15 protein-coding genes and 1 riboswitch are annotated in these 17,096 nt (G+C 47.0%); of the genes, 11 read left to right on the forward strand and 4 right to left on the reverse strand.

Annotated elements, in window-relative coordinates; genetic code table 11:
* The first annotated feature begins 160 nt into the window (after nt 1-160).
* The 10 genes from tyrS (at nt 161) to K6T99_04745 (ending at nt 10,868) form a co-directional block, all read left to right on the forward strand.
* Nucleotides 161-1,363, forward strand: coding sequence for a tyrosine--tRNA ligase (gene tyrS, locus K6T99_04700; protein ID MCL6519107.1), 1,203 nt, complete (start codon nt 161-163; stop codon nt 1,361-1,363).
* Nucleotides 1,364-1,654: 291 nt separating this feature from the next.
* On the forward strand, nt 1,655-2,623 hold the full coding sequence (gene nuoH, locus K6T99_04705; GenBank protein MCL6519108.1) for an NADH-quinone oxidoreductase subunit NuoH: 969 nt from the start codon (nt 1,655-1,657) through the stop codon (nt 2,621-2,623).
* A 39-nt stretch (nt 2,624-2,662) separates the two neighbouring features.
* Complete coding sequence (locus tag K6T99_04710; GenBank protein ID MCL6519109.1) at nt 2,663-3,184, forward strand: NADH-quinone oxidoreductase subunit I; 522 nt, start codon at nt 2,663-2,665, stop codon at nt 3,182-3,184.
* On the forward strand, nt 3,185-3,712 hold the full coding sequence (locus K6T99_04715; protein MCL6519110.1) for an NADH-quinone oxidoreductase subunit J: 528 nt from the start codon (nt 3,185-3,187) through the stop codon (nt 3,710-3,712).
* Nucleotides 3,702-4,007: an NADH-quinone oxidoreductase subunit NuoK gene (gene nuoK, locus K6T99_04720; GenBank protein ID MCL6519111.1), complete on the forward strand. Its 306-nt coding sequence runs from the start codon at nt 3,702-3,704 to the stop codon at nt 4,005-4,007. The genes K6T99_04715 and nuoK overlap by 11 nt, the downstream gene beginning before the upstream one ends.
* Nucleotides 4,007-6,013: an NADH-quinone oxidoreductase subunit L gene (gene nuoL, locus K6T99_04725; protein ID MCL6519112.1), complete on the forward strand. Its 2,007-nt coding sequence runs from the start codon at nt 4,007-4,009 to the stop codon at nt 6,011-6,013. The genes nuoK and nuoL overlap by 1 nt, the downstream gene beginning before the upstream one ends.
* Nucleotides 6,014-6,031: 18 nt before the next feature.
* The gene (locus tag K6T99_04730; protein ID MCL6519113.1) at nt 6,032-7,549 is read left to right on the forward strand and encodes an NADH-quinone oxidoreductase subunit M; all 1,518 of its coding nucleotides are present in this window, start codon (nt 6,032-6,034) and stop codon (nt 7,547-7,549) included.
* Nucleotides 7,550-7,552: 3 nt separating this feature from the next.
* Nucleotides 7,553-9,046 (forward strand): NADH-quinone oxidoreductase subunit N, encoded by a 1,494-nt coding sequence (locus K6T99_04735; protein ID MCL6519114.1) that lies wholly within the window; start codon nt 7,553-7,555, stop codon nt 9,044-9,046.
* A 65-nt stretch (nt 9,047-9,111) separates the two neighbouring features.
* A complete protein-coding gene (gene ubiE / locus K6T99_04740; GenBank protein ID MCL6519115.1) occupies nt 9,112-9,855 on the forward strand; it encodes a bifunctional demethylmenaquinone methyltransferase/2-methoxy-6-polyprenyl-1,4-benzoquinol methylase UbiE in 744 nt (247 codons plus the stop codon).
* Nucleotides 9,852-10,868 (forward strand): polyprenyl synthetase family protein, encoded by a 1,017-nt coding sequence (locus tag K6T99_04745; protein ID MCL6519116.1) that lies wholly within the window; start codon nt 9,852-9,854, stop codon nt 10,866-10,868. Before ubiE ends, K6T99_04745 begins: the two co-directional genes overlap by 4 nt.
* A gap of 120 nt (nt 10,869-10,988) precedes the next feature.
* On the opposite strand, the gene K6T99_04750 is transcribed toward K6T99_04745, so the two are convergent.
* The 4 genes from K6T99_04750 to K6T99_04765 all read right to left on the reverse strand — a co-directional run bounded on the left by K6T99_04750 (nt 10,989) and on the right by K6T99_04765 (nt 15,636).
* The gene (locus tag K6T99_04750) at nt 10,989-11,975 is read right to left on the reverse strand and encodes a PEP-CTERM sorting domain-containing protein (protein MCL6519117.1); all 987 of its coding nucleotides are present in this window, start codon (nt 11,973-11,975) and stop codon (nt 10,989-10,991) included.
* A gap of 100 nt (nt 11,976-12,075) precedes the next feature.
* The gene (locus tag K6T99_04755; GenBank protein ID MCL6519118.1) at nt 12,076-13,509 is read right to left on the reverse strand and encodes a hypothetical protein; all 1,434 of its coding nucleotides are present in this window, start codon (nt 13,507-13,509) and stop codon (nt 12,076-12,078) included.
* Between the two features lie 23 nt (nt 13,510-13,532).
* A complete protein-coding gene (locus K6T99_04760) occupies nt 13,533-14,441 on the reverse strand; it encodes a prepilin-type N-terminal cleavage/methylation domain-containing protein (protein ID MCL6519119.1) in 909 nt (302 codons plus the stop codon).
* A 17-nt stretch (nt 14,442-14,458) separates the two neighbouring features.
* A riboswitch (cobalamin riboswitch) is annotated at nt 14,459-14,666 on the reverse strand.
* 79 nt (nt 14,667-14,745) lie between these two features.
* Entirely contained in the window at nt 14,746-15,636 is an 891-nt protein-coding gene (locus K6T99_04765) for a hypothetical protein (GenBank protein MCL6519120.1), read from the reverse strand.
* Between the two features lie 167 nt (nt 15,637-15,803).
* On the opposite strand from K6T99_04765, the gene K6T99_04770 reads away from it, so the two are divergent.
* Nucleotides 15,804-17,069, forward strand: coding sequence for an MFS transporter (locus tag K6T99_04770; GenBank protein MCL6519121.1), 1,266 nt, complete (start codon nt 15,804-15,806; stop codon nt 17,067-17,069).
* Nucleotides 17,070-17,096 lie beyond the last annotated feature (27 nt).

Consider the following 17,096-nt stretch of genomic DNA (forward strand, 5'->3'; position numbering starts at 1 on the left):
TAATAACTTGTTCAGCATAAATGCTCGTTCATCCTCCCATTATGTATCCGAGGTTGACATTCACTCTCTGGTGTGATACCATTTCGCCGGCTTTTTTCATTACTTACTAACTTTTGAGGATTTGCAAAAATTGATTTCCAAACTTCCAATAGACGAGCAAATGGAGATCATTCGGCGCGGGACGCTCGAAATTGTTCCCGAGGACGAACTTCGCGCAAAGCTTGAGAAAGCCCAAAAGACAGGCAAACCCCTCAAGCTCAAGCTCGGCCTCGACCCAACAGCGCCAGATATTCACCTTGGACACACAGTTGTTCTGCGCAAGATGCGGCAATTCCAAGAGCTGGGCCATGAAGTGGTGATAATCATTGGCGACTTCACTGCAAGCATTGGCGACCCATCTGGCCGCTCGGCAACCCGCCCAATGCTTACTCCCGAAGAGATTGCCGCCAATGCGAAGACCTATGAGGACCAGTACTGCCTAGTACTTGACCGAGAGAAGACAAAAGTTCGATTTAACAGCGAATGGCTCAGTCCTCTTACTTTTGCGGATGTAATCTATATTACATCCAAAATTACAGTAGCACGTATTTTAGAAAGGGATGACTTCCAATCGCGATTGGCTGCCGGAGAGCCAATAGGCATGCATGAGATATTGTATCCGGTATGCCAAGCATATGATTCGGTAGCTTTGGAATCGGATGTCGAACTTGGCGGTCTAGACCAAAAGTTTAATATACTAACAGCTCGCGATTTCCAACGCCAATTTGGACAGGAACCCGAAGTCGCTATATTTATGCCCATTCTGGTAGGTTTGGACGGCGTCCAGAAAATGAGCAAGTCACTTGGCAATTATATTGGAGTCTCCGAACCGCCAAATGACATGTTCGGAAAGATAATGTCAATTCCTGATAATTTAATGATTCAATATTTTGAACTATTGACAGACGTGCAAATGTCGGAAATAAAAGAAATCGAAGCCGGCCTTGCAAGCGGAAAGCTTCACCCGATGGAAGTCAAGAAGCGATTAGCACGCGAGATAGTGACAATTTATCATGGAGCAGAAGCAGCGGCGGCGGCTCAAGCAGAGTTTGAGCGCGTATTTAGCGAGCGCGAGCTCCCATCTGAGATCGAACCAATTAACGTACCGGCGTCGATATTAAAAGACGGAAAAATTTGGATACCGAGGCTTATTGTACAGGCAGGATTCGCGCCTTCAAACAGCGAAGCAAGACGGCTCATTCAGCAGGGGGCTGTCACCCTTGATGGCAAGCGCGTTGATGATCCAAACGCCGAAATATCTATCCAAACAGGCCAAGTGCTCCGCGTCGGGAAGTTAAGATTTGGAAGAATTGTAATAGTGTAGGGTAATTTCCCTCTTCCCGTAGTAAGATTGCGAGGTTAAACCTCTGTTAACAATCTTCAAATAAAATATCAATTGAAGAGGAAAAGGGAAGCAATATTGACTGTTGCAAATATATTGGAATATAATGTTGGCATTTGCTAGACATCGCCCGCCAAGCAAATTCTTAAAATGGCAAATACTAAATGAATAGCTCCCTCCACGATGGAGGTAAACGTGTTGACATTGACAGAGATAATAAAATGGGTTTTCAAGCTACTACACATTCCGCTGGACTATGTTCAGCCGGCGGTTATGTTTGTAAGCGCCATAATCGTGCTTTTCTTCATACTATTTATAGTCCTGTACTTGGTTTATGGCCTTAGGAAAATCATGGGGTGGATTCAGGCAAGGATTGGGCCAAACCGTGTTGGACCCGAAGGATTAGCACAGACAATAGCAGATGCGATAAAACTCCTAACCAAGGAAGACACCATCCCAGCATGCGCCGACAAATGGCCCTTTATCATCGCGCCCATTATAGTCTTTGTCCCTGCGTACCTTGTTTACCTGGTAATCCCGTTTGGCGACAACGGGTGGGTTCTTCAAGACCTGAACATTGGAGTGCTTTACTTGGTCGCAGTGATGTCCATACCAATCGTCGGCATTATTACAGCAGGCTGGGCGTCAAATAACAAGTGGTCGCTTTTGGGCGCGTTCCGAGCGGCGGCTCAAATTATAAGCTACGAGATACCATTAGTTCTTGCAATGATTCCGCCGGTAATGTTGGCTGGTACATTAAGCACGCAAGGCATTGTCATAGCCCAATCTGGCACATGGTTTGGCATCATACCCAAATGGTTCATCGCAAGTCAAATTTTAGGGTTTCTAATTTACCTAGCCGCCGCACTTGCGGAAACCAATCTAACACCATTCGACATCATGGAGGCAGAATCAGAGCTTGTTGCAGGCTATAACACTGAATATAGCGGAATGAAATTCGCACTATTCTTCCTAGCAGAGTTCGCTGGAATGTTCTCAATATCAGCAATTGCGACTACGCTTTTCCTAGGCGGATGGCTACCAATTCACCCAGCACTGTCGTTTATCCCATCCGTGGTGTGGTTCTTTGTGAAATCGCTATCGTTGGTTTTCGTGCTCATGTGGATAAGGTCTACTCTCCCAAGAGTAAGGGTGGACCAACTCATGAGCTTTGGTTGGAAGGTGCTCATTCCACTTGCTCTACTTAATATTGCTTGGACTGGCGTGCTGATACTTGCTTAATACAAAAGACCTAAAGCGTTGTTGCGCAATAAAATTAATATGCAAAGTCTTAAAATTATAAACTCACACTTGAAAGAAGCCTGGTATACGCTCTACAGTATCGCAAAGGGTCACATTGTTACCATCAGGAACCTCTTCCGCAAAAAAGTAACAGTTCAGTATCCTGAGCAAAGATTAGAGTTGCCCGAAGGATACAGAGGCGCCCCATGTCTGCCAGTAGATCCTGAAACTGGAATTGACCGCTGTATTGGCTGTGGAGCATGCGCGCGAATTTGTCCCACACAAACAATCACCGTGGAGTCCCATATGGGTGAAGACAAGAAGCGCATAGTCGACAAATTCGTTATCAACATCGGCCTTTGTATGTTCTGCGGCTTATGTGAGGAAGTATGTCCAGTAAGCGCAATCAAAATGAGCCGTGAGTATGAGCTAGCAGATTTCTCTCGCGATTCATTAATTTACGACCGCAAAAGATTGAATGAGATTGGTGGGGTCCAAGAAACGAAAGACGAACCACAAAAGAAAGAGAAGGTATCGACCTTGGCAAAGGAGGGCGAATAGGTGACAATATCATTACCTGAATTGCCAACTTTATCGCAACTAGCCTTTTTGATTATTGCCGCAACCGTAGTCTTTTCAGCCATGCTTGTCGTCACACTACGCAACATATTCCACTCACTTCTCTTTCTGGTGGTTACGTTTCTTGGAGTTGCTGGAGTATTTCTCCTGCTTGCTGCCGATTTTCTCGCGGCTGTGCAGGTGTTAATTTACATAGGAGCAATTATTGTTCTAATGATGTTCGCACTGATGCTAACGCACCGCGTAATGTCTGCTGATGTAACTCAGACATCAGGACAATGGGTGCTAGCGATACCGGTCAGCGTGGGGCTACTTACTTTCATGTTCCAAGTATTCGTGAAGCACCCGTGGGGTATGAAAGCAGCCTACACAAAACCAACAGCCGCCGTGATTGGCACGCAGTTGCTAACGAAATACGTTCTCCCGTTCGAATTGGCATCAGTTATACTGCTGGTTGCCATGGTTGGAGCAATAGTCCTTGCCAAGGAGGAGAAAGATGATCCCGCTTGAATGGTATCTTGCACTCTCCGCAATTCTCTTTTGCATAGGAGTTTTCGGCGTAATGAGTCGGAGAAATGCAATCGGTATCCTAATGGGAATTGAGTTGATGCTAAATGCGGCGAATATCAACCTTGTCGCATTTGGCAGCTTTCACAAGCCAGCAGTATTGACCGGTCACATATTCGCAGTTTTTGTTATGACGATTGCAGCAGCTGAGGCTGCAGTTGGTTTGGCAATTATTATCGCCGTATACCGCAGTAGATTGCACATTAATGTAGACAAGATTCATGAGATGAAGTGGTGATGAATCACATTTACGATACAATACTTGGATTGACATGGCTGATACCCATTTTGCCCCTGGCGGCATTCTGTTTGGTCTTGCTAACCGGCAGGAGAGGGCCCGGGCAAGGCGCATATGTCGCCATAACAGCAATTGTATTGTCATTCATTCTAGCTGTCCTAGTTAGCAGAATTACGATAGCCCGCTATTTTGTGGGAGGGCACGAGTTCGAACCATTTGCCCGAAGTGTAGAATGGCTAACCGTCGGCGGAGTCACTATCCACATGGGATTTATGGTGGATCAGCTAACGGTGATGATGCTTCTAGTAGTCACCATCGTGGCAATGCTGGTACAAATATATTCGGTCGGCTACATGCATGGTGATCCCAGATATCCTAGGTTCTTTGCCTACCTTTCTCTGTTCAGTGCCGCAATGCTTGGGCTTGTAACCGCCGACAACCTCATTCTCCTATTTGTCTCATGGGAACTAGTTGGGCTAACATCGTACTTGCTTATTGGTTTTTGGTTTGAGAAACCAGAGGCGATGCGAGCGGCAAAAAAGGCATTCATCGTGACCCGCGTTGGTGACCTGGGCTTCCTGCTCGGAGTGCTGCTGCTTTTCCAATACACTGGAACAGTCCAGCTTAGCGAGATATTTGCACGTGTACCCACGCTGGTAGAAGCAACTTACAATATCGGAAGGCTGGCATTCTCATTCCTACCACTAGTAGGGATTCTGCTATTCATGGGAGCTGTCGGCAAGTCGGCGCAATTCCCGCTTCATGTCTGGCTGCCGGATGCAATGGAAGGTCCTACTCCAGTCAGCGCCCTAATCCATGCGGCAACAATGGTTGCAGCTGGCGTCTACCTAGTCGGGCGAATGTACCCTATTTTTCACTACCAAGAAGGATCGGTCTCACTGACAGTTGTTGCAGTAATTGGCGCAATAACGGCATTTATGGCAGCAACGATTGCAACTGTGATAAATGATATGAAGCGCGTGTTGGCATACTCGACAATAAGCCAACTCGGGTATATGATGCTTGGCTTAGGCGTGGGCGGATATACCGCTGGCTTGCTCCATCTCATGACTCATGCGTTCTTTAAAGCAAACCTATTTCTTGGAGCCGGTAGCGTTATCCATGCAACTGGTGTGCAGAACATTCAAGAAATGGGCGGCTTGAAGAAAAAGATGCCTGTGACTTTTTGGACATTCGTAATAAGTGCAGCGGCACTTGCAGGCTTACCACTGACAGCAGGATTCTTCAGCAAAGATGAAATATTGCTTGAGGTATTTCATGCAAGCAAACCACTTTTCGTCGTCGGCGTTCTTGCGGCGTTTCTCACAGCGTTCTACATGACCCGCTTAGTCGTCCTTGCATTCCTCGGAAAGCCAAGGAGACCCGATATCCATGCACACGAGAGCCCAAGGGTAATGGTTCTGCCGCTTGTAGTGCTCGGCATCCTCTCAATAGTCGCCGGATACGTGGCTTGGCCATGGAAAAACGTATTCCACCACTTCATCCATTATGGTGAAGGCGAAGCAACTTTCAGTTGGCTAGTAGCGTGTATTGCGACACTAGCGGCAGTCGGTGGAATTGGCCTCGGAGCCATGATGTATGTAAAGCCTGTGATATCTCCAGCGGCTTTAAAGAAGCGGCTTCATCCTATTTATGTTCTATTGGAAAACAAGTACTACATCGATGAGATTTATTGGACTTTGATAGTAGTGCCATTCTTAGAAGTTTCGAGGCTTCTTGGGATATTCGATCAAAAGATTATCGATGGCATAGTCAACGGAATCGCCTGGCTTACTGTTTGGCTTTCTATACTCTACGGCTGGTTCGATAAATGGGTCATAGATGGCCTTGTGAACATCATTGGACTAGTTCCAAAAGTAACTGGGCGAACATTGCGCTTTGTTCAGACGGGCGTGCTACAAAATTACGTGCTCGTTGCATTTTTAGGGGTACTAGTTATGGCTTGGCTTTATCTACATAGAGCCTGGATACTTGTATATAGATAACATGGAGGCAGAAGCCTTATGGATTCGTGGATACTGACGCTAATAACCTTTGTACCGTTGGTGGGAGCACTGGCGGTTCTATTCATCCCAAAGGGAAAACATGGGGCAATTAAATGGACCTCGCTGTTATTCAGCCTGGTGCCACTGGCGCTGTCAATCATGCTTTGGGCTGGCTATGACGCGTCTAAGGCAGGAATACAGTATGTAGTCAAGATTCCTTGGATTCGGGTGCTTAACGTCCACTACTACATGGGCGTTGACGGAATCAGCATTCCGTTTATATTTCTGACAGCGCTTTTGACCACACTTTCGCTAGTCTACTCCTGGATAGTAACCGAGCGGCCGAAGGAATACTTTCTACTATTCCTTTTCCTCGAAACGGGAATGATAGGAGTATTCACATCGCTGGACTTCTTCCTCTTCTACTTGTTCTGGGAGATAAGCCTGGTGCCGATGTATTTTATCATTGGTGTATGGGGCGGGCCGAGAAAGGAGTATGCAGCTATCAAGTTCTTTTTATATACGCTTGTCGGAAGCGTTGCAATGCTTCTCGCGATAATCGGCGTATATTTCTACACCGACCCACACACTTTCAGCATTCCAGAAGCCATCCAGCAGCTTCCTTTTGCCGGCAATTTTGCCTTACAATCGTTAGCATTTTGGGCGTTTTTCCTCGCTTTTGCGATCAAAGTGCCAATGTGGCCTTTCCACACATGGCTTCCGGATGCACACGTCGAGGCGCCCACTGCTGGGAGCGTGATTCTTGCAGGCATCCTCCTGAAACTTGGCGGGTATGGCTTTTTGCGCATACTACTTCCAATGCTACCTGAAGCGTCACATGCTTACGCAACATGGGTTGCAATACTAGCGCTAATTAGCATCATATACGGCGGACTAGTAGCAATGGCGCAAAAAGACATGAAAAAGCTCATTGCATATTCCTCGGTGAATCACATGGGCTTTGTCATGCTCGGAGTAGCAGCGGCGATGGCTGCCACAAACGCAAGCAAGATGGCAGATAAGGTAATCGCATTGAACGGTGCCACCTTGCAAATGTTTAGCCATGGACTGCTTACTGGTGCATTATTCCTTTTGGTAGGTGTGATATATGAACGAACACACAACCGCGACCTTGACCAGTTTGGCGGCTTAGGCGCGAAAATTCCAATTTACGCCGGCCTCTTAAGCTTTATGGCGTTTGGATCGCTTGGCCTTCCGGGGCTGTCTGGCTTCATATCCGAATTTCTTGTTTTTCGAGGGGCAATCCCCATCTTTACAGTCATCTCCGCTTTAGGCGTAATTGGCATAGTCATCAATGCCGCATATTTGCTTTGGATGCTCCAAAGGGTTCTTCTTGGTCCACTAAACCCCAAATGGGCTGAAATCACAGATACCGATGCAAGGGAGATCATAAGCCTCGTGCCGCTTGCCGCACTCTCGCTTTTGGTAGGAATTCTCCCTTCCTTGATAATCCGAACATTTGATGGCTCACTCCAACAGATTGTGCAACTAGTATCAAGGAGCGCCGGAGGTTAACGAGTGGATTTCAAGCTTGCTTACATAGCTCCTGAGTTGATTTTAACTATTGGCGGGATGCTTGTTCTAATAATTGGACTCGCAATGCGAAACCGCATGGCCGCCGAACGGGTGGATATCTTGTCACCAGAAACGGCAAGTATCGCTGTTCTGCTTGCAGCGCTTGCCTCCTCGATTTGGCTCATGGCGCACGTGGGCCAAGGCAAATGGCAATTTGGGCAAATTTTTGCTGTTGATGGTTTCGCTATCTTTTTCAAGGTAATCGCTTTGGTTTCAACAATTCTAGTCATCTTAATGTCGGTAGACTTTTTCAGAAAAGTGAGCTTCCACCGAGGAGAATATTATGCATTGCTCGTGTTCGCAACGCTAGCCATCACTACAATGGCAGCCTCAGCCGACATGATTATGATATACCTGTCGCTGGAGTTCCTAAGCATCACGTCGTATATCCTTACGGGTTACCTGAAGCATGACTTAAAGTCAAACGAAGCCGCTCTTAAATTTTTCTTGTATGGGTCAATTGCAGCTGCTGCAATGATTTACGGCATGTCAATCCTTTATGGCTTGACAGGAACGACTAATTTGCTTGAAATGCATGCAAAGCTTATCTCGCCCGTAGAACCGATTCCCTCGACTTACCTTCCGCTGCTATTCCTAGCAATCTTGCTAGTAATGGTTGGATTTGGATTTAAAATAGCAGCCGTGCCGTTCCATCAATGGGCCCCAGATACTTACGAAGGAGCGCCGACTCCAATAACAGCTTTCCTATCAGTCGGGTCTAAGGCTGCAGGATTTGCAGTATTGGCCAGGGTCCTTTCAAGCGGAATCACTGCAGGGTCGTTCCATTGGACCTCGTTTATCGCTGCATTATCCGCCGCAAGCATGACGCTTGGAAACTTGACGGCTATACCTCAGCTAAACATAAAAAGAATGCTAGCATACTCAAGCATTGCGCAGGCGGGATACATCCTTGTCGGCGTTGCTTCAATGCCGTTCAGCGAGCAATACGGGCTACAATCTGTGCTTCTCTATGTGTTTATTTACTTATTCATGAATCTCGGAGCGTTCGCAGTTGTGACAATCATTTCAGCAAAACTTGGATCGGATGAAATAGATGACTACTCAGGCCTAATCAGCCGCTCGCCATTTGCCGCAGCCTCTCTTGCAATCTTCCTGCTTGCTTTGGCTGGCATACCTCCGACTGCAGGTATCTTAGCCAAATTCTATATTTTTCTAGCAGCAATCAACTCTGGAATCGACTACCTTTTCTGGCTGGCTGTGATAGCGATTGCAAACACCGTAATATCGGTATACTATTACATGAACGTAGCCCGAGTAATGTTCTTTGTGAAGCCCAAAAACAGCGAGCCAATTCGCATATCTCGGCCACTGGCATTTGTGCTTGTGATAACCTTAACAATGACGGTGGTGGTGCTATTATACCCCCAGCCTTTCATCCTTATAGCTCATGCCTCAACGAAAATGCTAGGTAAGTAGCCGTTTCTTTGATAATTGGGTTCGAAGCTCCCCACATTGACTACCACACAGCTTGCGGAGTAAACATGAGTCTGCAGATTGAGCAGATAACAAAATTGGAAAAAAATAAAGCCTGTTCAAGAGAAGAATACATCGAGTGTTTGTTTGCTAGCATTGCCAAAAGATATGACATAGCAAACACAATTCTCAGTCTGAACTTGCACAAGTCATGGCGAAAATTCACACTCAGGCAAACCAAGCTAGCCAATGGCGATACAGCCGTTGATATTTGTACAGGAACTGGCGACTTAGCAATAGAAATTGCACGTGCAGTTGGAACAGGTAAAGTTATTGCAGTTGACTTTTGCCGGCCCATGCTTGATTTATGTGTCCGCAAGCTCGACCGATTAGGAATAAAAAATATTAGCTTAATTCAGGGCAACGCTGAAAACCTACCACTACCATCAAATGTTTACAAAGCCGCAACAATTGGCTTTGGCATACGAAATGTTAGTAATGTTGAGCGTGCGTTCTCCGAAATGGCTCGCGTTGTAGCACCCGGAGGAAGTGTAGTATGCCTTGAATTCTCACGTCCCAAGGGCAAGCTTTTTGCCCGGATGTATAACTTTTACTCCCATAGAATCCTTCCACTAATTGGTGGCCTGCTGAGCGGCAGCCGTGAAGCATATGAATATCTCAATCTGTCAATCGATTCGTTTCTTTCAAGAGAGGAACTTTCGGATATAATGAAAAAAGTTGGGTTGCAAGATATTGAAGTGTTTGACCTTACGGGCGGCATAGTAGCCGTTCATGTTGGAGTTAAAAAATGAGTATTTCAAGCACCGCTGGAGCCGAAAGCTTGGCACCAAGGCTTAAGTTTCTTACCCTAATAGAAGATGACTTGCGAAAAGTCGAGAACCGCCTTGAAAACGAACTTGAATCACGGATTGAAACCGCGTATGCAGCCTCAAATCACATCCTTAAGGCAGGCGGGAAACGCCTTCGGCCAGCTCTTGTGCTCCTATCTGCTCGCGCTTGCACAGGTAAATCGGCTTCCGACCGCCTAGTAGATGTAGCCGCTAGTGCCGAGTTGGTGCATATGGCCACCCTATTACACGATGATGTGATAGACGAAGCGGAATCAAGGCGCGGGCGCACGACGGCAAATTCACTTTGGGGAAACAAAGCTTCTGTCTTAACAGGCGACTACATGCTTTCCAAGGCATTTTCCCTCCTGACGCGAAGTGCAAGTCCCAGAGTATTGAGAGCAGTTGCAGAGGCAGCCGTTAAAATGTGTGAAGGCGAGATTAGGCAAATAGAGCTTCGACGGCGCCAGGACCCTACAATTGAATCTTATCTGGAAATGATTCAAGATAAAACCGCTGCCTTTATGTCCATGTGTTGCCGCATTGGTGCACTATGTGTATCTGCACCTACAAAAACCGAAGCCGCTCTTAGTTTATACGGTCGAAACCTTGGTCTTGCATTTCAAATCACCGATGACCTTTTGGATTTAATTGGTAACCCAAAGGTTACTGGAAAACCTATTGGCGGAGACATTCGCGAAGGAAAGGCAACTTTGCCAATTATCCTAGCAACCCTCAGAGCATCTCAACCGGAACGCGTCTCCATTTGGCAAATAATTGCAAGCGGTTCGGCATCTACGAAAGATATTGAGTTTGTCCGCCGGGTTGCTGAGGATACAGGCGCACTAGAGGAAACCCATTCGGTTGCAGAAAAATTCGCGACCGACGCTATCGAGAAACTTAAGGAGCTTCCGGACTCGCCAGCATTGGCATCCCTCAGAGAATTGGCAGAATACGTTCTTTCCAGGGACCGCTGACCTAAAGTTCGCATAATTATCAGAATATCAACAATAAGGGCGAAGTTTTGGCGCCAATGAGTTCGACCGCTTGTTGCACTTCGCCCTTATTGTTGAAGAGAAAGATAACTCTACATTACTCTAGGGTCTGCGTTTTATTCCACTGCACAGCCGCCTTCTAAACACCGTCGCTACACATGTCAGCATAGCCGATAGGCTGAGCAGCGATCCAGGCTCTGGCACAGGCGTCAAAGTAGATATAACCCCCACTGTGTCTCCACCAATCAGCACTGACAAACTGTTGTCGAGAGCTGAATACCTCAGAGTAGTAAGATAATGATAAGGGTTATGCACCGACGCAAAGCCGGTTGCTACTGCTGAACCATTCGCCAGCTTGTAAAGTGTGCCGCCGCTAGTGAAGAAAATATTACCCAAGACGTCTAGCTCCATATCATATGGAGAACTGATAGAGCTTGCCAAGATCTGGCCGTCAGCCTGGGTTAGACTGGTTGGGCCAATAGCGCTTGCTACATCTGCAGCACTGAATCGCAAAATAGAATCGCCACCACGAGCCCAAGCAGTTGCATATAACAAATTATCCGAGCCATCGAATGCCAAAGGGCCAGAATAGCCACTCAATCCAATTACTATCTCATCGGCCATGCCATCAAATAAAAACACCTTTTGTCCTGCCCATTCAGGATTGGCCGAAACGAAAGCTTGGCCTAAGGAATTAAACTCCAAATCGAAATTATTCTGAAGCGTTCCAATCAACTGTGGATTGCTACCATCCAAACCCATCTGCCAAATGGTACCATTTGAACTCTCTCCGAAGTAAATAGCTCCCCCTCTTACTTTGACAAATGAACCATAGACCGGCGAATTGAATGTGTAAAGTGTACTCACATTTCCATCACTAGTCACCTTTACGATACGATTCCCCGAAAAAGCCACAAAGTTGCCATCCGGCAGCCTATCAAAACCAGCAACGTATTCGCCAGGCTGTATCTGGAACACTATGTCCTGAACGGCATAACCAGTAGGCCCATCCAAGTATGCCGCATAAGCAAGTCCGGCAAAACTTAATAGAGCAACTGTCATAATTAATAAGAGACTTTTTCTAACCATTAGTGATCTCCTTTCCGCGAATTTGTTCAGTTTTTGCATTAAAAAAATGAGTTGTTTCAAACAAAGTAGTAATTGAAAATATACCTAGCCCATACACCTCCTAACTACTAATTACTAAAATATCGTCCTGCTTGCGAACCTTGACGATAGCAATTATTCCCTTGCCTTCTTCCTGTTCAAAAGAAGCAATACCGGTCACTATTACATACTGTCCCTCAGCTGGCGATGTTAGACCCGCACAACGAACTTTGAGTCCCAGACCATCCAGTGAGCCGTCGTTGAGGAAAAAGTACCCATCGCCCGTGGAAGTTACTCTACCCCAGGTAGTAATAAGAAGACCAGCGTTGCTAAGCCCAGCACTGCTTCCTACCCTAGAGTTGGGCATTCCTAATGGCTTTGGGGGCAAACCTGCTGACATCTTATAAATTCGCGCATTATCTATGAAACAATCGTTGTTCTCTATACCGAGTGTACCTATGACAGCGATACGGTCGCCCTCCGAAATCGAAGAGGCTGTTGTTCGCACACATATTCCGCTAGACCGGTCCTCTTCTTGGATATAAACCTCGCCGGCAAAGACGGCGCTGACGACTTTGCCGGCGAGCGCGACAACCGTTCCCGTGGGCTGCCTTTTCACCTCACCGACGGGGGTGGTACCGGTGAGTGGTGAAACACAGGAGACGGCATCAATTTCGGCGGATATTTCTCCTAGGAATCCCGCATTATCACCCACCAATGCATCGGTAATCCTGATGAAGTGGAAACATGGGAGATTTGCATATTCAAACGGCTGTATAGGCACACCGGGTGATATCTCCTTAACAGCTTCAGCAATGTCAAAAGCGTCTCCACCGCCCGAACCATCGTCTATCAGCAAGCTCTGCGGGTCGCCCTCAATGCTTCTGCGGTCGGGCACGGTATAAAACTCCTCAGGTGTTTTGCCAGGTGGAAGTGCAAGGGTCGGCGTATACTCCGCATAGTTCCTCAGAATGGTTGCCGAGTAGCCAGTATCGCAGTTCTCTGCTGGCGAGCCGATTAACTGAGAAGGTAGTTTATTTGGTAGGACCAGATACCACTCGTCATCCGCAAGGCCATTTCCGTTTTTATCCATGCTAATCTCAATGAATGCTGGTTCTTGCCACCTATATGTTGGGTCGCCACCCACCCACACTGGATTGCCAAAAACAATGCAGTCCAACCCATGGAGGTTCCTAGGATCATCCCAAACAGGGTGGTCGAACGCAAGCACTATGCGCCCACCATCACCAAGGCTTACCAACGACTCATTGCATGGCTCGGAAACAGTTCCTCCCTGTGGAGGACCCAAAGTTTTTAGGGGATTGTTGAACTTTGGATTATTCACCCACTGGCCAGGTCCGGGTGAATACTCAATCACGCTTGAAGCAAACCGCCCTGCAAACACGCGCCCCGAAGTCACACAGGCGCAAAGGAGAAAAAGCAAGAAGTAATGCAAAAAAAGTAATGGGCAAGACCTCCCTTGCTTTTTCTCCGACATCTTATGTTTTGCGTTCATCTTGCTACCCCCATGGAATATTCTCATTCAAGATCAAATAGCTCGTTGCTATCAGGACCGAACCAGCCAACCTTGAATCTCCTATTGTCCCCCCGATAGTTGTTTTTTGGAATAGTAAATGTCATCGCCTCAGACGACACATGCCCATCACACCAGGCTACATTCGCCCGCCCGTTATGTCTAAAATGGATAGACGGCATGGTGTGGGTTTTGGATACGCCTCTCGCATCAACAAAATAAGGAGGTTCGCAGAAGGAATACTCAATGAGATGTTGACTTGGATAGCCCTGGGGCATCGCAGTGTCTGTGAACATAACAGTGCGTTCTGGATGCTTGACCATATGTATTGCCGCAGTCGTCTGAGCAGCCTGGGGGGTCATGCCGTAAAGCCAATAACTTCCCCCAATGTACATAGCGTTGTACCCGTAGCCGCCACCACCTGACTCAAAAGCATTTCCGCTCCTATCAAGCAAGCCTACCAAGGGACATTCTTTAACTTCTGCGCTTTTGCCTAAGTATGGAAACAGCGGGCCTTTCTCAGGCTGGAATTTTGTCCTGCCATCCGATGTTTCTCGCCATCCATGCCAACGCCAATGTCCTCCTGAACCATCGAAAATGTCCACAGCCGCAGGAACGAACCTACCGTCATAGTCTTGTGCATAAAGTCGGTTGGCTAGAACAAGTTGCTTAAGGTTCGCCGCACACTTCGCCTTGGCTGCTGCCTGTCGTGCGGATATAAAAACGGGGAACAAGATTGCGGCTAGCAATGCAATTATTACAATGACAACGAGAAGCTCGATTAGCGAAAAACCATCCTCTCTTAATTGCAGAGAAGATGAAAGCTTCTTATAAACAAAACGGGCTCTCGTCTTCGCCCAGATGCCTTTTTCAACGAGAGCCCGGCAAGTTGCGCCGAACAAACGCTCTGCCATCTTTGCCTCCGAAGACGGTCGAAAGCTGCGAAACAGGCAGGTCTTCTGACTTACGGATCAACCGAGTGCCGGCTCCTTCCCATCCCGATTCCTTCGGAACAGTGGTTTGCGCCGGCCTCGTCCCCGATTACAGCGGCGGGCCCGTGACGGACTTTCACCGTCTTCCCTCTTAGGTGCCCTTCTGTTTGTAACAGACAAGGCACAACCTGCTCGCAAGCATATTCAGTTGTCAGCCGTAATCATAACAAACCTTTGCTAGTCTGTCAAGCAATTTAAAGTAATTTTGCAGATATTTTTTCTAGTTCTACTTTGCCCTCTCTGGTAGCAGGTTTAAATTGCATTTCATCTGCACATTCATCTTCATTTGGTTTGGGCCACCATTCTGTCCTTTGAAGGACATATTCATTTGCATAGTCCCATTTCCCTCTGCCTTAATCAAACGCCCCTGGTCGGGTGAGAAATACATTAAGAAGTTAGTTGCAATGTCTGCTTTGCCACTAACTTCGCCATTAGATTTTTGGAGGGCTGCCATAGCCTGCGCTATATCCATTTCTCCAGTGCTGTTCTGCTGGATTACCGCCGCACGCTCCTTTCCAATCTCGGCATCCAAACGCAGTAGTTTCATCTCAGCGTGAAAAGTCCCCGCGCCTGGAAATGGAGAGGGTATGTCTTGCCTCCAAGTTTCACCAATTTTTACTGGCTTTGCAGGGAAGAAAGTATGCTGTGAGAAATTAGCCAAATCACCAAACGGAATTTCGTTAAAAAGGGATTTTAGGTTCTGCACATCAATTGACTTGATCATTCCTAACTTTGACATTACATATGTAAATGGGGGCATTTTATCAGCAGGGAGGTCAGTAGATTGGCCCATCATATCTATTTTCATAGATTCAATTGCCGCTACAATCTCAGCGTCACCGTTTTCTAAGATACGCTTTGTCTGTTGGCTGACTATTCCTGTCATTCGCCCATACATGGGCGGAATGGCAGACGCTTCCGGGATGTCGGCTTGCATGACCACGTCGAAAGTCAATTCCAAATTATATCTTAGAAGCTCTTTTTCTTTGAACTTGTACTCAAAAAGAATCCCCGAGGCATTAGGCTCTGGTGATTGGACAACTCCCTGCCCCAATGCTTGCGTTGCGACCGCCAAAAGCACCACACAGAAAACTAGAGCCGCAAAAATTCGTGACATTGCATCTAACCCCCATTTTTTCTAAAGATTATAACACCTAAACCTCTTTTTATCCAGTGATTCACTTCTGCTAAAAAGCACTTGACAGAATACAGTATAGCAGGGTAGACTTGCCCAAAGGAGCAGATAAACGATCTACATAGAAGAGCATAATTGGTGGAGGAATAATGGGCGAAACTACAATTACCGAATCAAGTATATCTAAGAATAAACCAGCTAGTGAAGGCAATCTGTGGCTGATTCTACTGGTTGCATGGCTCGGTTGGATGTTTGATGGAATGGAGATGGGATTCTATTCAGTGCTGGCTGCTCCAGCACTGAAGGAGCTCCTAAAAATTGAAGATGCAACCGCAATTGCTCCCACAGTCACCCATATGTTCGCGCTTTTCCTCCTAGGAGCAGCGATTGGTGGCTTTATCTTTGGACGACTTGGTGACAAGATTGGCCGCACCAAGACGATGATCCTTACCATAGGCTTATATTCACTCTGTACAGGATTGACTGCGCTTACGCAGAACGTTTGGCAATTCGGTTTGTGCCGATTCATCGGCGCAATGGGCCTTGGTGGTGAGTGGGGACTCGGCATAGCACTCGTGATGGAGACCTGGCCAAATGCTCGGCGTCCTGTTCTAGCTGGGCTTCTTGGGAGTGCTGCTAATGTCGGATTTTTAGTTAGCTCGCTTATTAATTTAGCAATTGGCGACGTGGTAAGCTGGCGTCATATATTTGCAATTGGACTCGTGCCTGCCTTGCTTACCCTAGTTATTCGAATTGGCGTAAAAGAGCCTGAGCGATGGATGCGCGTGCGCGAGCGCAAAGAACGTCAAGATGTCCTCCAAATATTCGAAGGTCCGTATTTCCGCAAGACTGTTGTCTGCCTCATTTTATCCTCGATAAGCATTGTAGGAACTTGGGGCATTTTCCAGCTCATACCTACTTGGGTAAACGCAATGGTTGGCGGACTAGCACCTGACGAGCGCGCTCGGTCGGCAATGTATATGGCCTTTGGGCAAATATTTGGCTCATTCATCGGCGGCCCTATGGCAGAATGGTTTGGACGGAGGATATCGTTCAGTTTATACTGCATTGGAAGCCTGGTATCTGGTTTAATAATGTACAGCATGGTACATGAATACGGACCATTCCTTCTTGGAATGGCTGTTGTAATGGGCATCTTCACAACTACCTTTTTCGGGTGGTTCCCCCTCTATTTGCCTGAAATCTATCCGACCCGCATTCGCGCTACCGGAGAAGGGCTTACTTTCAACTTTGGACGAATCCTCGCGGCGGTGGCTGTGTTTAACACGGGATATATAGTGAAGGCACTTGGTGGTTATGCCCAACAAGGGTTCTGGATGTCTTTTGTATTCGCTCTGGGCCTTATACTCATTTGGCTCGTCCCAGAGACCAAAGGCTGTGAATTGCCAGAGTAAAAAAGCATTACGCCAGAATCAAAAGGG

Source organism: Armatimonadota bacterium (assembly GCA_023511795.1).
Taxonomy (GTDB): Bacteria; Armatimonadota; UBA5829; order DTJY01; family DTJY01; genus JAIMAU01.